This window comes from Rhizobium sp. RAF56, assembly GCF_052113965.1.
GTDB lineage: Bacteria > Pseudomonadota > Alphaproteobacteria > Rhizobiales > Rhizobiaceae > Rhizobium.
In genome coordinates, this window is record NZ_JBFRDU010000011.1 from 77,305 (window position 1) to 95,338 (window position 18,034).

Annotated in this window: 16 protein-coding genes; 13 read left to right on the forward strand and 3 right to left on the reverse strand. The window is 59.9% G+C overall.

Going from position 1 to position 18,034, the window contains the following annotated elements; translation table 11 throughout:
* Positions 1-84 precede the first annotated feature (84 nt).
* The 11 genes from AB4048_RS11465 (at position 85) to AB4048_RS11515 (ending at position 11,652) form a co-directional block, all read left to right on the forward strand.
* On the forward strand, positions 85-987 hold the full coding sequence (locus AB4048_RS11465; RefSeq protein ID WP_442202078.1) for a class II glutamine amidotransferase: 903 nt from the start codon (positions 85-87) through the stop codon (positions 985-987).
* Positions 988-1,025: 38 nt separating this feature from the next.
* A complete protein-coding gene (locus AB4048_RS11470; protein ID WP_442202079.1) occupies positions 1,026-1,712 on the forward strand; it encodes a protein GlxC in 687 nt (228 codons plus the stop codon).
* Between the two features lie 18 nt (positions 1,713-1,730).
* Positions 1,731-3,059, forward strand: coding sequence for an FMN-binding glutamate synthase family protein (locus AB4048_RS11475; RefSeq protein ID WP_442202080.1), 1,329 nt, complete (start codon positions 1,731-1,733; stop codon positions 3,057-3,059).
* An 88-nt stretch (positions 3,060-3,147) separates the two neighbouring features.
* A complete protein-coding gene (gene glnT, locus AB4048_RS11480; protein ID WP_442202081.1) occupies positions 3,148-4,455 on the forward strand; it encodes a type III glutamate--ammonia ligase in 1,308 nt (435 codons plus the stop codon).
* 121 nt (positions 4,456-4,576) lie between these two features.
* A complete protein-coding gene (gene purU, locus AB4048_RS11485) occupies positions 4,577-5,461 on the forward strand; it encodes a formyltetrahydrofolate deformylase (protein ID WP_442202082.1) in 885 nt (294 codons plus the stop codon).
* A 3-nt stretch (positions 5,462-5,464) separates the two neighbouring features.
* Entirely contained in the window at positions 5,465-6,364 is a 900-nt protein-coding gene (folD, locus tag AB4048_RS11490; RefSeq protein ID WP_442202083.1) for a bifunctional methylenetetrahydrofolate dehydrogenase/methenyltetrahydrofolate cyclohydrolase FolD, read from the forward strand.
* Positions 6,365-6,478: 114 nt separating this feature from the next.
* Positions 6,479-7,612, forward strand: coding sequence for an aminomethyltransferase family protein (locus tag AB4048_RS11495; RefSeq protein WP_442202084.1), 1,134 nt, complete (start codon positions 6,479-6,481; stop codon positions 7,610-7,612).
* 11 nt (positions 7,613-7,623) lie between these two features.
* The gene (locus AB4048_RS11500; RefSeq protein ID WP_442202085.1) at positions 7,624-8,229 is read left to right on the forward strand and encodes a dimethylamine monooxygenase subunit DmmA family protein; all 606 of its coding nucleotides are present in this window, start codon (positions 7,624-7,626) and stop codon (positions 8,227-8,229) included.
* Positions 8,226-9,194: a PDR/VanB family oxidoreductase gene (locus AB4048_RS11505; RefSeq protein WP_442202086.1), complete on the forward strand. Its 969-nt coding sequence runs from the start codon at positions 8,226-8,228 to the stop codon at positions 9,192-9,194. The genes AB4048_RS11500 and AB4048_RS11505 overlap by 4 nt, the downstream gene beginning before the upstream one ends.
* Before the next feature lie 21 nt (positions 9,195-9,215).
* Positions 9,216-10,256 carry a heme-dependent oxidative N-demethylase family protein gene (locus tag AB4048_RS11510; RefSeq protein WP_442202087.1) on the forward strand — a complete coding sequence of 347 codons (1,041 nt, stop codon included), beginning with the start codon at positions 9,216-9,218 and terminating at the stop codon, positions 10,254-10,256.
* A gap of 58 nt (positions 10,257-10,314) precedes the next feature.
* Positions 10,315-11,652: an NAD(P)-binding domain-containing protein gene (locus AB4048_RS11515; RefSeq protein ID WP_442202088.1), complete on the forward strand. Its 1,338-nt coding sequence runs from the start codon at positions 10,315-10,317 to the stop codon at positions 11,650-11,652.
* A gap of 94 nt (positions 11,653-11,746) precedes the next feature.
* On the opposite strand, the gene AB4048_RS11520 is transcribed toward AB4048_RS11515, so the two are convergent.
* Positions 11,747-14,116, reverse strand: coding sequence for a DUF1989 domain-containing protein (locus AB4048_RS11520; protein ID WP_442202089.1), 2,370 nt, complete (start codon positions 14,114-14,116; stop codon positions 11,747-11,749).
* Between the two features lie 226 nt (positions 14,117-14,342).
* Here AB4048_RS11520 and AB4048_RS11525 point away from each other — a divergent pair, with 226 nt between their 5' ends.
* Complete coding sequence (locus AB4048_RS11525; RefSeq protein WP_442202090.1) at positions 14,343-16,127, forward strand: APC family permease; 1,785 nt, start codon at positions 14,343-14,345, stop codon at positions 16,125-16,127.
* 110 nt (positions 16,128-16,237) lie between these two features.
* Here the strand turns inward: AB4048_RS11525 and pncB are convergent, their stop codons facing one another.
* The gene (gene pncB, locus AB4048_RS11530) at positions 16,238-17,542 is read right to left on the reverse strand and encodes a nicotinate phosphoribosyltransferase (RefSeq protein WP_442202091.1); all 1,305 of its coding nucleotides are present in this window, start codon (positions 17,540-17,542) and stop codon (positions 16,238-16,240) included.
* On the opposite strand from pncB, the gene AB4048_RS11535 reads away from it, so the two are divergent.
* Positions 17,541-17,711: a hypothetical protein gene (locus AB4048_RS11535; RefSeq protein WP_442202092.1), complete on the forward strand. Its 171-nt coding sequence runs from the start codon at positions 17,541-17,543 to the stop codon at positions 17,709-17,711. The two genes, pncB and AB4048_RS11535, sit on opposite strands and share 2 nt — an antisense overlap.
* Here AB4048_RS11535 and AB4048_RS11540 read toward each other — a convergent pair.
* Complete coding sequence (locus AB4048_RS11540; protein WP_442202093.1) at positions 17,704-17,970, reverse strand: hypothetical protein; 267 nt, start codon at positions 17,968-17,970, stop codon at positions 17,704-17,706. The genes AB4048_RS11535 and AB4048_RS11540 overlap by 8 nt on opposite strands.
* Positions 17,971-18,034: the final 64 nt, after the last annotated feature.

An 18,034-nucleotide genomic window follows, 5' to 3' on the forward strand; every position in this document is an offset into this window, starting at 1 on the left:
TAGAGAAAATTTTATTCTTGTAGATTGATCCCATAAAATTCATCTGATAGCACTTTGTTCAGACACGAACGGAGGTGCTCACTCATGTGCGGCATAGTTGGATTATTTCTCAAGGACCGAAGCCTCGAACCCAAGCTGGGCGAGCTGATTTCGGACATGCTGATTACAATGACCGACCGTGGCCCCGATTCCGCCGGCATCGCGATCTACGGCGCGCCGTCTACCGGCAAGACCAAGATTACGGTGCAATCCCCGGACGGCGAGCGCGGCTTTTCCAGCCTTGCCGCGGAACTCCGCGAAGCGGGGCTTGACGCCACCGTCGTCGTGAAAAGCACGCACGCGGTCATCGAGACCAGCGCATCCGCAGACGAGATACGAACCCTTATTTCCGCGAAGCTTCCGAAGCTTCGGATCATGGGGTCCGGCGACAGTGTGGAGATCTACAAGGAAACCGGCCTGCCGAAGGATGTCGTCGCGCGCTTCGGCGTTCGCGCCATGAGCGGCTCCCACGGCATCGGTCATACGCGCATGGCCACGGAATCCGCCGTCACGACATTGGGAGCACATCCCTTCTCCACGGGCGCGGATCAGTGCCTGGTCCACAACGGCTCGCTGTCCAACCACAACAACCTGCGCCGCGAGCTGGTGCGCGAAGGGATGACATTCGAAACCCAGAACGATTCCGAGGTCGCCGCCGCCTACCTGACCTCGCAGATGTCCAAGGGCAAGGATCTTGGCGAGGCTCTAACGAGCGCGCTTGACGACCTCGATGGTTTCTTCACCTTTGTTGTCGGCACCAAGTCGGGTTTCGGCGTCGTGCGCGACCCGATCGCATGCAAGCCCGCGGTCATGGCGGAAACCGACCAGTATGTGGCGTTCGGCTCCGAATACCGGGCGCTCGTCAATCTCCCAGGCATCGAGAATGCCCGCGTCTGGGAGCCGGAGCCTGCCACTGTCTATTTCTGGGATCACGAGAAGGCGGCCTAATCTTGAACGTCACCTCAACGCAAGAAAGTATGAGAACAATGCCAGTCTTCGATCTGTCGCTCGTGCCGCTGCGCGAATTGAACAGCGCGCTGCACAATATCGCGGCTGGCGCCAACGACATGAATTTCGAAGTCATCAACCCGCGCGGTAGCCACTCGGTCGCCGTGGGCATCGATGCTGCCGTCACCGTCGATGTTCGGGGGTCGGTCGGCTACTACTGCGCGGGCATGAACGACGGCGGGGAGATCACGGTCCATGGCTCGGCGGGGCCGGGCGTCGCCGAGAACATGATGTCGGGCAAGGTCGTCATCGAAGGCGATGCGAGCCAGTATGCGGGTGCGACGGGTCGCGGCGGGCTACTCGTCATCAAGGGAAACGCCGCCTCGCGATGCGGCATTTCCATGAAGGGCATCGATATCGTCGTTCACGGCAATATCGGCCACATGTCGGCATTCATGGGCCAGTCCGGTCATCTTGTCGTCCTCGGTGATGCCGGCGATGCCCTCGGCGATTCACTCTACGAGGCCAAGCTCTTCGTCAGGGGGTCGGTGAAGAGCCTTGGCGCCGATTGCATCGAGAAGGAACTGCGTGCCGAGCACATCGCCAAGCTTGCCGAGCTGTTGGAAAAGGCTGGCGTGGTGGGCGTGAAGCCTGAAGAGTTCAAGCGCTACGGCTCTGCGCGCAAGCTTTACAATTTCAACATCGATAACGCGGACGCTTACTAAAGCGGCGAAAGGTAAGACATGTCATACCACAATCCTCCGACCCCGCCGCGCAAGTCCGCTACATTCGACGACTACACGCTTGCGGAAATCAGGCGCGCCGCTGCAACTGGCATCTACGATATCCGTGGTGCCGGCACGAAGCGCAAAGTGCCGCATTTTGACGATCTGCTTTTTCTTGGCGCGTCGATCTCGCGCTATCCCCTCGAGGGCTACCGCGAGAAATGCGACACCTCGGTCGTCCTCGGCACACGCTTCGCCAAGAAGCCAATTCACCTGAAAACGCCCATCACCATCGCGGGCATGAGCTTCGGCGCGCTTTCCGGCAACGCCAAGGAAGCGCTTGGACGCGGAGCGACGATCGCCGGCACGTCAACCACGACTGGCGACGGCGGCATGACCGACGAAGAGCGCGGTCATTCGCAGACGCTTGTCTACCAGTATCTGCCATCGCGCTATGGGATGAACCCTAGGGATCTGCGCCGGGCAGATGCGATCGAGATCGTCGTCGGCCAGGGCGCCAAGCCAGGCGGTGGCGGCATGCTGCTCGGACAGAAGATTTCCGATCGCGTCGCGAACATGCGTAATCTTCCGAAGGGCATCGACCAGCGCTCCGCCTGCCGCCATCCCGATTGGACAGGGCCGGACGATCTCGAAATCAAGATCATGGAGTTGCGCGAAATCACCGATTGGGAAAAGCCCATCTATGTCAAGGTTGGCGGCGCGCGGCCCTACTACGACACGGCCCTCGCGGTTAAGGCCGGCGCGGATGTCGTCGTGCTCGATGGCATGCAGGGCGGCACGGCCGCGACCCAGGACGTCTTCATCGAGAATGTCGGCATGCCGACGCTCGCCTGCATAAGGCCGGCCGTCCAGGCGCTGCAGGATCTCGGAATGCACCGCAAGGTCCAGCTGATCATATCCGGCGGCATCCGCTCCGGTGCCGACGTTGCCAAGGCGCTTGCGCTGGGCGCCGATGCCGTTGCGATCGGTACGGCAGCGCTCGTGGCGCTCGGTGACAACGATCCGCGATGGGAAGACGAATACCGGCAGCTGAATTCCACCGCCGGCGCCTATGATGACTGGCACGAAGGCAAGGATCCGGCCGGGATCACCACACAGGACCCGGAACTGGCGATGCGTCTTGATCCGGTCGCGGCGGGTCGCCGTCTTGCAAACTACCTGAAGGTGATGACGCTGGAGGCCCAGACGGTCGCCCGCGCCTGCGGCAAGAACCATCTTCACAATCTCGAGCCTGAAGATCTTTGCGCGCTGACGATGGAAGCAGCGGCGATGGCGCAGGTTCCGCTGGCGGGTACGAATTGGTATCCGGGCAAGGCTGGTTTCTGATCGACGAACATCCGGTGGTCTCAGTTTTGGGAGAACGCGGGACCACCTTTTCCAAAAAGTGTCTGATATCCATAAAAAGGGGAACAAAGTGACACTCGAGCTTTCAAAGTTCGCTGCTGAAAAGGGCATAAAGTACTTCATGATCAGCTTCACGGATCTGTTTGGCGCACAGCGCGCCAAGCTGGTTCCCGCCGAAGCGATCGCAGGCATGCAAGAGGATGGAGCCGGTTTCGCGGGCTTTGCGACGTGGCTCGACCTGTCTCCCGCGCATCCGGATTTGTTCGCCATTCCTGACGCCTCGTCCGTCATCCAGCTACCGTGGAAGAAGGACGTCGCCTGGGTCGCCGCCGACTGCGTCATGGACGACAAGCCGGTCGAACAGGCGCCTCGCGTCGTTCTCAAACGACTTGTTGCCGAGGCAAGGAAAGAGGGATTGCGCGTAAAGACCGGTGTCGAGCCGGAGTTCTTCCTGATCTCGCAGGATGGCGCAAAGATCTCAGACGAGTTCGATACGGCAGAAAAGCCGTGCTACGACCAGCAGGCCGTCATGCGGCGCTACGACGTCATCGCGGAAATCTGCGACTACATGCTGGAGCTTGGGTGGAAGCCCTATCAGAACGACCACGAAGACGCCAACGGCCAGTTCGAGATGAACTGGGAATACGACGATGCGCTGCAAACCGCCGACAAGCACTCGTTCTTCAAGTTCATGGTCAAGTCCGTTGCCGAGAAGCATGGTCTGCGCGCGACCTTCATGCCCAAGCCGTTCAAGGGCCTGACAGGCAACGGTTGCCATTGCCACATCTCGGTATGGGACGTCGAGGGCAGAACCAACGCGTTTGCCGACAAGGCGGCTGCGTTTGGATTGTCGGCGAAGGGCAAGACCTTCCTGGGCGGCATCATGAAGCACGCCTCTGCGTTGGCGGCCGTGACCAACCCGACCGTCAATTCCTACAAGCGCATCAACGCGCCGCGTACGATTTCCGGTGCGACCTGGGCGCCCAACACGGTGACCTGGACCGGCAATAACCGGACGCATATGGTTCGCGTGCCGGGGCCTGGGCGTTTTGAGCTCCGCCTTCCGGACGGCGCGGTAAACCCCTACCTTCTGCAGGCGATCATCATCGCGGCTGGGCTCAATGGCCTTCGCACCAATGCGGACCCAGGCCCTCATTATGACATCGACATGTACAGGGACGGCCACACGGTGACCGATGCGCCAAAACTCCCCCTGAACCTGCTGGATGCGCTGCGCGAGTACGAAAAGGACACCGAGCTGCAAGAGGCACTCGGGCGCGAATTTTCGGCAGCCTATCTCAAGATGAAGCACCGCGAATGGACCAGCTACTGCTCGCAATTCACGCAGTGGGAACACCAGACGACCCTCGACATCTGAGCAGTCCATCCTAAGCGACGGGTTGCGGAGCGCGATAATGCGCGCTCCGCCGGAAATCTCTGCGCGCATGCAATCGCGGGGCTGTGCATATTCGCTGCCTCGTCCAACAAGGACCTTCATCGTGAAAAACATTGTTTTGACAGTGGCTTGCAAATCCACGCGGGGCATCGTCGCGGCAATCTCCGGCTATCTCGCCGACAAGGGCTGCAACATCGTGGACTCTTCCCAGTTCGACGATCTCGATACCGGCATGTTCTTCATGAGGATCAGCTTCATCTCGGAAGCAGGAGCCTCGGAGGCTGAGATTGCCAAGGACTTTTCCGCGATCGCCGCGCCATTTGACATGAACTTCGAGTTTCACAGCAGCGAGAAGCGCATGAAGGTCCTGCTGATGGTCTCGCGCTTCGGCCATTGCCTGAACGACCTGCTCTACCGCTGGAAGATCGGCGCCCTGCCGATCGACATCGTCGGCGTCGTCTCCAACCATTTCGACTACCAGAAGGTCGTCGTGAACCACGACATCCCCTTCCACTACATCAGGGTGACCAAGGAAAACAAACCGCAGGCCGAAGCGCAACTGCTCGACCTCGTGAGCCAGACGGGCACCGAGTTGATCGTGCTGGCCCGATATATGCAGGTTCTCTCGGACAAGCTCTGCCGGCAGATGTCCGGGAAGATCATCAACATCCACCATTCCTTCCTGCCGAGTTTCAAGGGTGCAAACCCCTATAAGCAGGCCTACGAGCGCGGCGTGAAGCTGATCGGGGCCACCGCCCACTATGTTACCGCCGATCTCGACGAGGGTCCGATCATCGAGCAGGACACGGCGCGGATCACCCATGCGCAAAGTGGCGACGACTATGTTTCGATTGGCCGCGACGTCGAGAGCCAAGTGCTCGCCCGGGCAATCCACGCCCACATCCATCATCGCACCTTCATCAACGGCAATCGCACCGTCGTCTTCCCCGCAAGCCCGGGGAGCTACGCCTCGGAGCGGATGGGCTGAACGATGGTCGAGGTTATCGACGGGAAACAGGTCGCGGCTTCCGTAGTCGAATCCGTCAAAGCCGCTGCTGCTTCGCTTGGCAACGAGAGCGGCGTTCAGGCAGGTCTTGCCGTCGTCATCGTCGGCGACGATCCGGCCAGCCATGCCTATGTCAATTCCAAGAGCAAGATGGCAAAGGAGTGCGGTTTCAAGTCGGTGCAGCACACCCTGCCATCGGAGACGACGCAGGAAGAGCTCGCGCGCCTCGTCTCATCGCTGAATGCCGACACCTCGATCCACGGCATCCTCGTCCAGCTGCCGCTGCCGAAGCATTTGAACGCCGAACCGGTCATCCAATCGATCCTGCCGGAGAAGGACGTGGACGGCCTGCATATCGTCAATGCCGGCAAGCTCGCCACGGGCGATCTGGAGACCGGCCTGGTATCCTGCACGCCAGCCGGCGCGATGGTTTTTGTGCGGCGCACGCACGGCGAGGATCTGTCCGGCTTAACCGCCGTCGTCATCGGCCGTTCCAATCTCTTCGGCAAGCCGATGGCGCAGCTTCTGCTGAATGCCCATGCGACGGTGACGATGGCACATTCTCGCACCAAGGATTTAGGCGACATCTGTCGCGCCGCTGATATTCTGGTAGCCGCTGTCGGCCGACCGCGGATGGTCAAGGCCGATTGGATCAAGCCGGGTGCCACGGTTATCGACGTCGGCATCAACCGCGTTCCCGCCCCGGAAAAGGGTGAAGGCAGGACCAAGCTGGTGGGGGACGTGGCTTTCGAGGAGGCAGCTGACGTCGCTGCCGTCATGACGCCGGTCCCGGGTGGTGTCGGGCCGATGACGATAGCCATGCTGATGGCCAACACGGTGATCGCGGCGCATCGGGCGGCGGGAGTGCGCGTCCCGAAAATCTAAAAAAGCAGGCGTCTGGATCGGTCAAAAAATTGGCCGCATTCCGCTTGCCACATGCAAAAACGCGATTATAGTCAAGAAATAAATATTCCATACAGTAAACAAAGGGAACGGAATATGACTGTCACTTGGCGTTTCTCAGCTCTTGCAGACCGGCATCGTGCGCTGGGTTCGAAACTGGAAGACTGGAGCGGGATGGGAACCGCTTGGACGTACGACAAGGATATCTATGAAGAGCATATTGCCGTGCGGACCAAGGCCGGCCTCATGGATGTGTCGGGCCTGAAGAAGGTTCACCTGGTCGGTCCGCATGCGATCACAGTGCTGGACTACATCACCACGCGTGACATGAATAAGCTCTATCCGGGCAAGTCCGTCTATGCCTGCATGCTCAACGACCGTGGCCACTTCACGGATGACTGTATAGTCTACCGTACCGGACCCAATTCCTGGATGCTGGTGCACGGCTCGGGCTCGGGGCACGCGGAGATCGTGAAGCAGGCGGCCGGGCGTAATTGCGCAGTTCTCTTTGACGACGACCTGCATGATCTTTCGCTTCAGGGCCCGCTGGCGGTCGACTATCTTGCCAAGCACGTGCCCGGCATCCGCGATCTGAAATACTTTCACCACATGCAGACAACGCTGTTTGGCGTACCGGTGATGATCTCCCGCACCGGCTACACGGGCGAGCGCGGCTACGAAATCTTCGTGCGCGGCCAGGATGCACCGCTGGTTTGGGACCGCATCGTCGAGGAGGGCAAGGAGCTGGGCATTATCCCCGTCTGCTTCAGCGTTCTCGATATGCTTCGGGTCGAGAGCTACCTTCTCTTTTATCCCTACGACAATTCCCAGATGTATCCTTTCGCTGACCAGCCCCCGGGCGACAGCCTGTGGGAGCTCGGCCTTTCCTTCACCGTCAGCCCCGGAAAAACCGGTTTCCGCGGGGCTGAGGAACATGCGCGCCTGAAGGGCAAGGAGAGGTTCAAGATCTTCGGCCTTCTTATCGATGCGGATGGGCCCGCCGACCTCGGTGACGAAGTCTGGGCCGACGGCAAAAAGGTCGGTGTGATCACCTGCCCGAGCTATTCGAAGCTGACGAACCGTTCGATGGCCATCGCACGCCTGGATGTGGACAAAGCGGTGCAGGGCGTCCCGCTCGAGGTGCGCGGCAAGTCGATGACAGCGAAGGCCATTGCTCATACGATCACATTCGACGATCCGGAGAAGAAGAAGAGAACGGCGGTCGGCTGAGGAAACTGGCCATGCTTGTTGAAGGTATCAAGAGCCGCCCCGTCTACGGGGGCATCAAAATCGATCCGTTTGCGCGCCATCACATCTTTGCATTGGAGGGAGAGGGCGCACTGGCGCTCCTCGACCAGGCGCAGTCTCTCGACGAAAACCAGCTTAGCCGTTGCGAAGTCCTCTATGTCTCGGCCGGATCAAAAGGACGCAATCACGATCTGTCCCTGGCAGCCCTCAAGCCTGACGCATTCTGGCAGGGGCCGACGATCGAGACCCTGCTTTTCCGGCTGAAAGGCTCCCTATCGTCTGCAACGATGGGCACGCGCCTCTACATCTCCGGACGCGAGGGGTTCATCGGACAATGCATGCAGATCGCGCTCGATCTTGGCATGGATTTCAACTCGATCCCCACGGAGCATCGCGGCTCGCTTGCCCGAAGGGTCCAGTGCGTTCACTGCAAGGGCACCACCGAGGACGTGAAGGTGAGCCCGTTCGAATGCAGCCATTGCGGGCTCAGCCTGCTGGTGCGGGATCACTACTCTCGTCGCCTTGCCGCCTTCCAGGGCGTCAACGTCGACGCCGAGGAACCAGGGACCGCACCGCCATCGGAGGAGCTGTTCTCATGAGCGCCGGCACTGCAATTCCCGTTCGCGTCACCAAGATCGACAACGTCGCCAACGACATCAAGCGATTTCGTCTCGAGCGCCTCGACGGCATTCCGCTTCCGACCTTCTCGGCCGGCGCGCATGTGATCGTGTCCATGCGAGACGACGGTGTTCTCAGGCGCAATCCGTACTCGCTGATGTCATCGCCGCACCAGACCGCCGCCTACGAAATTTCGGTGTTGCGGGTGGTCGATTCGAGAGGCGGATCGACCTTCATGCATGACCGGCTGCGCGAAGGAGACGAACTCGTCATCAGCCATCCCGTAAACCTCTTCGCTGCCGACCAACGTGGCCGCAAGCACATCCTGTTTGCCGGAGGCATCGGCATCACGCCCTTCCTTGCGATGATGGCGCAGTTCGATCGCGACAACGTCGCGTTCGAACTGCACTACGGGATGCGCTCTCGCGAACACGGCGCCTACTGGAAGGACCTGATCGACCGATACGGCGGGCATCGCATCAAGGTCTATTTCAATTCGGAAGATCAGCTGATCCCGGCTGCGTCGATCATGGGTCATCAACCCCTCGGCACCCATGCGTATGTGTGCGGGCCGGAGCGAATGATGGACTTCGTCCTGACCACGGCCAGGGAAGCCGGATGGCCGAAGGAGAACATACATTCGGAGCGCTTCCTGGCGGCGATGTCTGGAAAGCCCTTCGATGTCGAACTCGTTCGTTCGGGGATCATGGTCCACGTCGGGGACCACCAGAGCATCCTCGACGCGGTAGAGGCGGCCGGCATCGATGCGCCATACCTTTGTCGCGGCGGCGCTTGCGGTCAGTGCGAGACGCTGGTCGTGGGATGCAACGGCGGCGCATTGTCCCATCACGATGTCTACCTGTCCGCGGCGGAAAAGGCCTCCGGCCAGAAAGTAATGATCTGCGTATCGCGCTTCGAAGGGGCGAAACTGTCCCTTGATCTCTAAATCACGCCGAGGAGCCGACACATGGCAATCGTGTTCAAACAAGAAACTTTCCGCGACGACTTCACCTACCGAAACAGCCCTGAAAACATTCGGCGTTTTCCGTTCCCGTTCGATCGCGACGAGTACATGTATTCCGTCAACATGGAGCCCCATGTCCATGGCCAAAAGGGCACCATTTATGAAAGCCTCATCGATGTCGATGAGCACTATGTCGCCGAAATGCACGATCGGGCGCTGGTCCTGAAAGAGGATCCACTGCGCTGCCAAGCGCTGCCACATATGATGACAGCGCAATGGGACGTGCTGGAGCTGCTGATGGAAGAGCAGGCGGCAGGCTATCCCGAGCATTTCAGCCTGACCAAGAACGGCGATCGATGGCGCTGGATCAACCGCCCTCTCGGCATCGACGACAGTTTCACGTTCGGGGATCGATCAACGCTCCCGTACGAGCCGATGGAATACATCACCCGCCAGGCCCAAGGCGACTTCTGCATCGTCGATCAGCGCAACGACAATCTCTGGATGGACGCAGGGATGGTGACAACCCAGGCCGACTGGTCGCTCGATTTCGACATCGGAATGAACTTCATGGAATGGCACGGGCCTGTCCCCCTCGCGCACCAGATCGGGGTATTCGATCGTGCACTGAAGTTCCTGCTCAATCTCCAGCTCGGACGGCCGACGCGCCGCTTCAACTGGACGATGACCATTAATCCCCGACTGGATACCAGTCCGGAGAACTATCACAAATGGGGGACGGACCGCGCGACGGTAACCCCCCTGAATGTCGGCGATAAGGTCCACCTGCGCGTCGAGCTGCAGAGCCTCTGGCGCCTGCCGCGTTCGAACGCCATTCTCTTCGTGATCCGCTGCTACCTGATCAGCATGGATGAGCTTGTCACGGTTCCGAAGTGGGCGCGGCGGCTTCACCGCGTTCTTCAGACGCTGCCGCCTGAGCTGGTCGATTACAAGGGGCTGACGCGTTATCGCGATCATACGATCGACTGGCTCTCCAAATTCGACGACGGGGCGCCGACCAGCCCTGGAATATTTCCAGACTAGTGGTGATCCCTAAGGGCGGCGCAAAATCAGAACAGCGATGAAAAAAGGGGAATGATACATGACACGAGTTGCCGTCATCGGCGCGGGTCCATCGGGACTGGCTCAGCTGCGGGCGTTTCAATCGGCGGCTCAAAAAGGCGCCGAGATTCCTGAAATTGTCTGCTTCGAAAAACAGTCCGACTGGGGCGGTTTGTGGAACTACACGTGGCGCACCGGACTGGACGAGTATGGCGAACCGGTGCATGGCAGCATGTATCGCTATCTCTGGTCGAATGGCCCGAAGGAATGCCTGGAATTCGCCGACTATTCGTTCGAGGAGCATTTCGGCAAGCCGATCGCATCCTATCCGCCGCGCGCGGTACTGTGGGATTACATAAAAGGTCGTGTCGAGAAGGCGAATGTTCGCCAATGGGTGCGTTTCAGCACGCCGGTGCGGATGGTGCGTTTCGACGAGGCGACCAAGAAGTTCACGGTCACCGCACATGACCGCGTCGAAGACCGGATGTACGACGAGGAATTCGATTACGTCGTCGTCGCAAGCGGCCATTTCTCTACGCCGAATGTTCCTTATTTCGAGGGCGTGAAAACCTTCAATGGTCGCGTTCTGCATGCGCACGACTTCCGCGACGCCCTGGAATTCAAGGGCAAGGATATCCTCCTGGTCGGGCGCAGTTACTCGGCCGAGGATATCGGCTCGCAATGCTGGAAGTACGGCGCGAAATCGGTAACAACGAGCTACCGGTCAAAGCCGATGGGCTTCAAGTGGCCTGAGAATTTCGAGGAGCGGCCGCTGCTCGTCAAGCTGGAGAACAGGACCGCGCACTTCCTCGACGGATCCAAGAAGGAAGTCGATGCACTAATCCTGTGCACGGGCTACCAGCACCATTTCCCCTTCCTGCCTGACGAGCTGCGTCTGAAGACCGCCAACCGGCTCTGGGCCGACAGTCTCTACAAGGGCGTGGTCTTCGATCGCAATCCTCAGCTTTTCTATATCGGCATGCAGGACCAGTTCTACACCTTCAACATGTTCGACGTGCAGGCCTGGTGGGCTCGCGACGTCATGATGGGTCGGATCCAGCTACCCCCTGAAGAGGAACTCAAGGCGAATTTCGACATGTGGCGCGCCCGCGAGGAGACGCTGGAAGATGCCGAGCAGATGATCTGGTATCAGGGCGACTACGTGAAGGAACTGCTCGCCGAAACCGATTACCCCAGCTTCGACATCGAAGGAACCAACAGGACCTTCATGGAATGGGAACATCACAAGGCCGAAAGCATCATGGGCTTCCGCGATCATGCCTATCGCTCGCTGATGACCGGCAACATGTCTCCCAAGCACCATACGCGCTGGGTCGAAGCGCTCGATGATTCGAAGGAAGAGTATCTGCGCAACTGACCGCTCTATGTCCGCATAGCGAAAGGGCCGCTCATCGCGGCCCTTTTTGCATTTTGGAATGAGAGTTCTTCGGCGATCCCTTGATGACCCGCGATCACATTCGCGGGCGTGTCTTCTGCGGATCATAGTGCGAGAGCGGCACGATCGTCGCCGGCAAGCGCTTCTGCTGGCCATCGAGTTTGCCGATTTCCACGGCGGTGCCGACGGCCGCATGCGTGACGTCGATGCGGGCAAGCGCGATCGTCTTTCCGAGGATCGGAGAGCGGGTGGCGCTGGTGACGACGCCGACTTGGGCGCGGCCGATATGTACGCAATCGCCATGGCCGACCGCCTCGTTGGACTGGATGTCGAGGCCGACCATGAGATGACGCGGATTCTCCTTGCGACGGATCAGGGCGTCGCGGCCGATGAAATCGTCAGCCTTGGATTTCAACGGGACGGTGAAGCCGATGCCCGCCTCGAAAGGATCCGTCTGATCGGAAAACTCGTGATGGGCGAAAATCAGGCCCGCTTCGATGCGAACCATATCGAGCGCCTCCAGGCCCATCGGCTTCAGGCCATGCGGCTGGCCAGCCTCCCAGACAGCATCGAAGACGGCCAGCGCGTCCTTCGGATGGCAGAAAATCTCATAGCCGAGCTCGCCGGTATACCCCGTGCGCGACACGACGACGGGCGCTCCCTCGAAACCGCCGATGCGGCCGACCGTGAAGCGGAACCATTCGAGTTCCCCGATGGTGGGCTGGCGCGGCGCTGTCCAGACGACATCCTTCAGGATGTCGCGGCTCTTCGGGCCCTGCAGCGCGATATTGTGCATCTGATCGGTAGAGGATCGGACCCACGCCTTGAACCCCTTCTTCTCGGCCTGCTCCCGAAGCCAGATGCCGCTTACATCGTCGCCGCCGATCCAGCGAAAATTCTTGTCCCCGAGGCGGAAGAGAGTTCCGTCATCGATCATGCCGCCGTTTTCGTAGCACATTGCCGAATAGACGACCTGTCCGGTGGAGAGTTTGCGTACGTCCCGGGTCAGGCAATATTGCAGCAGTTCCTCGGCATCGGGTCCGGTCACCTCGAATTTCCTCAGCGGCGAAAGGTCGATCACCGCGGCTCTTTCCCGGCAGGCCCAGTATTCCTCGATGGGACCCTCGGAGGAGTACCGGTTTGCAAGCCAATAGCCGCGATACTCCGTAAAGTCCCTCGTCAGCGCCGAGAGGCGGGGATGGAATGCGGTTTCGCGGGTCAGTTCAACGTCAGCATCAGGTGTCATGCGATAGGCCACCGCTCTTGAGAATTTTTCTTTGCCCGAGAACGTCCGGACATGGATATCGGTCGGATCCCAGCCATTTGCCGCATCGATATCGTCGGGACACGACGAGGAGACGCAGACGAGATCGGTCAGCGCGCGCATGAGGACATAGTCGCCCGGGCGCGACCACGGCTCGTCAAGGTAGAGCTGGTTGTTGTGGTCGATATTCGTATTGTAGAAATAGTTCAGGGCCTCCCAGCCCTTTCGCGGCGCAATGCCGTAGGGCGAAAGCACGGCATTGAAGTTGTCCGTGCAGTTGAGATGTCCGGGATAGCCCATATCGTCATAATAGCGGGAATTGCAGGCGGTGGCGAAAGCGTCATGCCGACCCACCGTATCCTGAACAATTTCCACGAGGGGCTCGAAGTCCCGGTCGAAAGCCTTAGAAGGCAAGCCGGGCGCCGGATAACTGCGGCCCAGCAGCGTGCGCGTGACCGTGGAATCCAGCGCCAGATCCAGCCCCTTATCGACTTTGCGGGCCGCGAAGGCCTGGAAGTCGGTGCATTGCCTGCCAAACACGTCGATGATCTGGATATACTCTCCGGCACGCACGAAATAGGCCGACGCGGTCGCCGCCCTGATGCGGATGTCCTCGATCGGATCCGCCATCGGCTCCGGCAGAGCGGAGGAATAGTCCCGGATCAGGAGGCTTCGCTTGACCCTGATCTCGACCGGTGTGGCCGTATGCTGCTCGTGCGGCGACATCACACCTGCCGGAGCGGCAGCGATCAGGAGGCCTTTCTGCGCAATGGTGATTTCCGCTTGGCTTCCCGCTGGCGACATCTCTCCGAAAATGCGCAACGATCCGGCCTGCGAAAGGTCCACCCCCCGTCTTGCAAGCGCCGCGCGCGTGCGAGCGGCACTCTCGTCCGGCGAAGAGAGAACCGCCTTCAGGCCCTCTGCGGCGTTGGTGAAACCGGTTCCCAAACCCGCGCTTTGAAAGCGCCCAGTTTCGTCCACAAACGAAAGCTCGCAGGGCTGCCCGCCTTCCATGTCGGTGACCGTCACCCGGTCTCCGGGCTCGACGCGCGCAACCAGCGAACCGCCGCCCTTGATCCGATAGCGCTCCGTTCCTGGCGGCAGGGCGGCAATACCCGGGTAGCGCGCGATGCCCGCGGATACCGGCCTCGCCGGACTGATGATCGGACTGAACTCGCCCATGATGCCCTCATCGAAATAGGTGATTGCAAGCCTACAAAGTGGCAAAAAAAAGTAAAGCCGCGTTGACTAGAAAGAAAATTAATTCACTATGCATAAACACTGGAGTGCGGGCTGCGCCGTGCGGGAACGCGGCGAAAGTCGACACAGTGACGCATGCCACGGGAGGCACGCTGTAAGGAGACGTACCAAAGAGACGTCCGATACTAATTGTTGGGGAACTTCATCGATGACAGATCTTGCAGACGCCGGCATCCAGGCCGGCACAGAAGGTAAGCTTATCCGCGCCCTTGATTGGAAGGGCGCTTTTTGGGTGGCCGCGGGCGTGCCACCACTCGTACTATTCTCGATTGGCGGCATTGCCGGCGTGACCGGCAAACTCGCTTTTCTCGTTTGGATCATTTCGATGGTCATGGGCTTTCTACAGTCCTTCACCTACGCGGAAATCGCCGGCATGTTCGGCAACAAGTCGGGCGGAGCATCGGTCTACGGTGCGACGGCGTGGCTCCGCTATTCCAAGTTCATCGCGCCTCTCTCCGTGTGGTGCAATTGGTTTGCTTGGTCGCCGGTGCTGTCGCTGGGCTGTGCGATTGCCGCTGGCTACATGCTGAACGCATTCTTTCCAATTCCTGCCGCGGAGTCACAGGCCGTCCTGGACTGGATCAGCGCCCACGCGGCATCGATCACCGCTGACAGCCCGCGCGTCGCCGAATACATTGCGGCCCATGTGGGAACCGCGCCCGCGGATGCTGTCAAGGCACTGCTGAGCGCTGACGGCGTTGCTGCTCTGACCCCTCCGATTCGGAGTTGGACGCTTGCAAGCTTCGGCATTCCGTATCTCGCCACCGCCAATATCAACGCTACCTTCTTTATCGGCGCCGTGCTCATGCTGATCATCTTCGCGATCCAGCATCGGGGCATCTCGGAAACCGCGAGCGTTCAGAAGTGGCTTGCGATCATCGTTCTGGTGCCACTCCTTCTCATCGGCGTCTACCCGCTCGTAAGCGGACAGATCAACTGGGAGAACGTGAGTGGTCTCGTGCCTCCGACTGCTGCCTATGCCGGCACCGACGGCACCTGGAGTAACGGCGGCTGGACCCTGTTCCTCGGTGGCCTCTACATCGCGGCCTGGTCGACTTACGGCTTCGAAACGGCCGTCTGCTACACCCGCGAACTCAAAAATCCGAAAACCGACACCTTCAAGGCCATCTTCTATTCCGGCCTCGTTTGCTGCCTGTTCTTCTTCCTCGTCCCCTTCGCCTTCCAGGGCGTTCTCGGCCATGCCGGAATGCTGGCGCCTGGTATCGTCGACGGCACGGGTGTCGCCGAAGCGCTTGGCGGCCTGATCAGCGCGGGACGGATCGTCACGCAGCTTCTCGTTATCCTCATGATCCTGGCATTGTTCCTGGCCATCATGACGGCAATGGCAGGCTCGTCGCGCACGCTCTACCAGGGCTCGAAGGACGGCTGGCTGCCGAAATATCTCGACCATACCAACGAGAACGGCGCTCCGACCCGCGCAATGTGGACGGACTTCGCCTTCAATCTGTTCCTGCTTTCGATCGCGTCGGACGCTGGAGGCTACTTCTTCGTTCTTGCCGTCTCGAACGTCGGCTACATTATCTTCAACTTCCTGAACCTGAACTCCGGCTGGATTCACCGTATGGATTCCGGTCACATCGAGCGTCCCTGGAAAGCACCGTCCTGGCTGATCGGCGTGAACACCGTGTTGGCCTTCGTCAACGCACTCTTTCTGGGCGCGGGCGCCAAGGTTTGGGGCTATTCCAATGCGCTCTGGGTGGGCTTCATCTTCGCGGCCCTTATCCTGCCGGTTTTCGCCTATCGTCACTACGTGCGTGACGGCGGCAAGTTCCCTGCCGGCGCCATGGAAGATCTCGGCCTCGTCGGCCAGGATCTCGGTGTGAAGAAGGCCGGTGTCCTGCCGTATCTGGCACTCCTGGCTGGCTTGGCGATCGTATTGATCGCAAACGCCGTGTTCCAGTTGCCTGTGTGATGCGCAGGCTTTGACAATCAAAATGGCGCCTAGCGATAGGCGCCATTTTCATGAGTGCTTGGCGCTTCTTGTTCATAACCGCAGAGCGGCTTCAGCAGACCGCTTCGGTGTCAAACGAGAACGGCCTGCTCGACACGGTCCTCGGTACCGAAGAATTTCAGGTAGCGTTCAACCTCGGCCGCGTCTCCGGTCGCCTTTTGCGGGTTGTCGGAAAGTTTCACGGCTGGGCGGCCGTTCGCGTCGATGACCTTGCAGACGATCGAAATCGGATTGAGCCCTTCCAGTTCCGTCGGCGCGCAGCCGGCGAAATCATTGGTAAGGTTGGTGCCCCAGCCGAAACTCATACGCACGCGCCCCTCGAAGTGCTTGTAGGTCTCGATGATCGCGTCGACGTCGAGGCCGTCGGAGAAGATGAGGATCTTCTTGCGCGGATCGCGGCCCATCTTCTTCCACCACTCGATGATCTTCTCGCCACCGTCGATCGGCGGGGCACTGTCGGGGCGAAAGCCCGTCCAGTCGGCAACCCATTCCGGCGCGTCGCGCAGGAAGGCTGCCGTGCCGAAAGCATCGGGGAGCACGATCAACAGGTTGCCGCCGTATAGCCGGTTCCAGTCGCGCAACACCTGGTAGGGAGCGTTGGCCAGCTCCGCGTCGCTCTTTGCAAGCGCCGCCGCCACCATCGGCAATTCATGGGCATTGGTGCCGACCGCCTCGAGGTCGGCATCCATTGCCAGATGCACGTTGCTCGTGCCGGCAAAGCTTGCGCCAATGCCTTCCTTCAACGCCTCGACGCACCAGCGCTGCCAGAGAAAGCTGTGGCGCCGGCGCGTACCGAAATCGGAGATTCGCAGGTCGGGCAGCCGACGTAGCAACTCCACCTTTTCCCACATTCTGGCCTTGGCGCGGGCATAGAGCACATCGAGCGTGAACGGCCCGAGCGCCTGCATTGCCGCGCGGGAGCGCAACTCGTTGATGATGGCGAGCGCCGGGATCTCCCACATGGTCGTCTCTTTCCACGACCCGTGGAATTCCAGCACGTATTGCCCGTCTTTCTTGGACAGCTCGTATTCGGGAAGCTGGAATGTCGACAGCCAAGAGAGAAACTCGGGCTCGAAGATCTGTGCGCGGCCATAGAAGGAATTACCCGCGAGCCAGATCAGCTCCTTCTTCGTCAAGCGCAGCGTTCGCGCATGATCAAGCTGTTCGCGAAGCGCCTTTTCATCGATCACCTCGGCAAGGCGAACGCTTTTCGTGCGGTTGATGAGCGAAAAGGTCGCGTCAACGTTCGGATAGAGCTTCCAGATCACCTGCAGCATCAAGAGCTTGTAGAAATCCGTGTCAATCAGGCTGCGGATGATCGGATCCAGCTTCCAGGCGTGGTTGTAGACGCGGGTCGCAATATCGGTCTTGGTCATGCTGGTCCTGCCGGTGTCCTGCGCCTTCGCGCATCTTCCCGCCTCCATGGAAACGCTGGCGGAAAGCTATTTTTATCAAAAAATGTGGAGCGAAAGTCCAGTCATAGAAAGAAAATTGATGAATTATTCGGGCTCGCCCGATCGCCATCAACGTCTCAAGGCTACCTGATCCCCTGCACGGACTGCGCCCCGACCACGTTTTGGCTCTTGACCTTGCCATGCGCCGCATCCTCCGCTCCCGTCCGGCCGCCCCACAGTTCGACGGGAATCCAGACGATGAAGGCAAGCACCAGCGCCACCAAAAGCACCGTCAATACTCGCAGGCCGCCTCTGGCCCGCTTGGCGGCCTTTGATGGTAGTGCTCTCACTCGATGCAGCCGGCGAACAGCCGCCGCCCATTGCGTTTCCGTTTCCACATGCCGTGCCATGCTCAGACCCTCGCTTGGGCGCGTGCTTCCTTCTACCCGCTGAGACGGGCTCGCGGAAAGAACG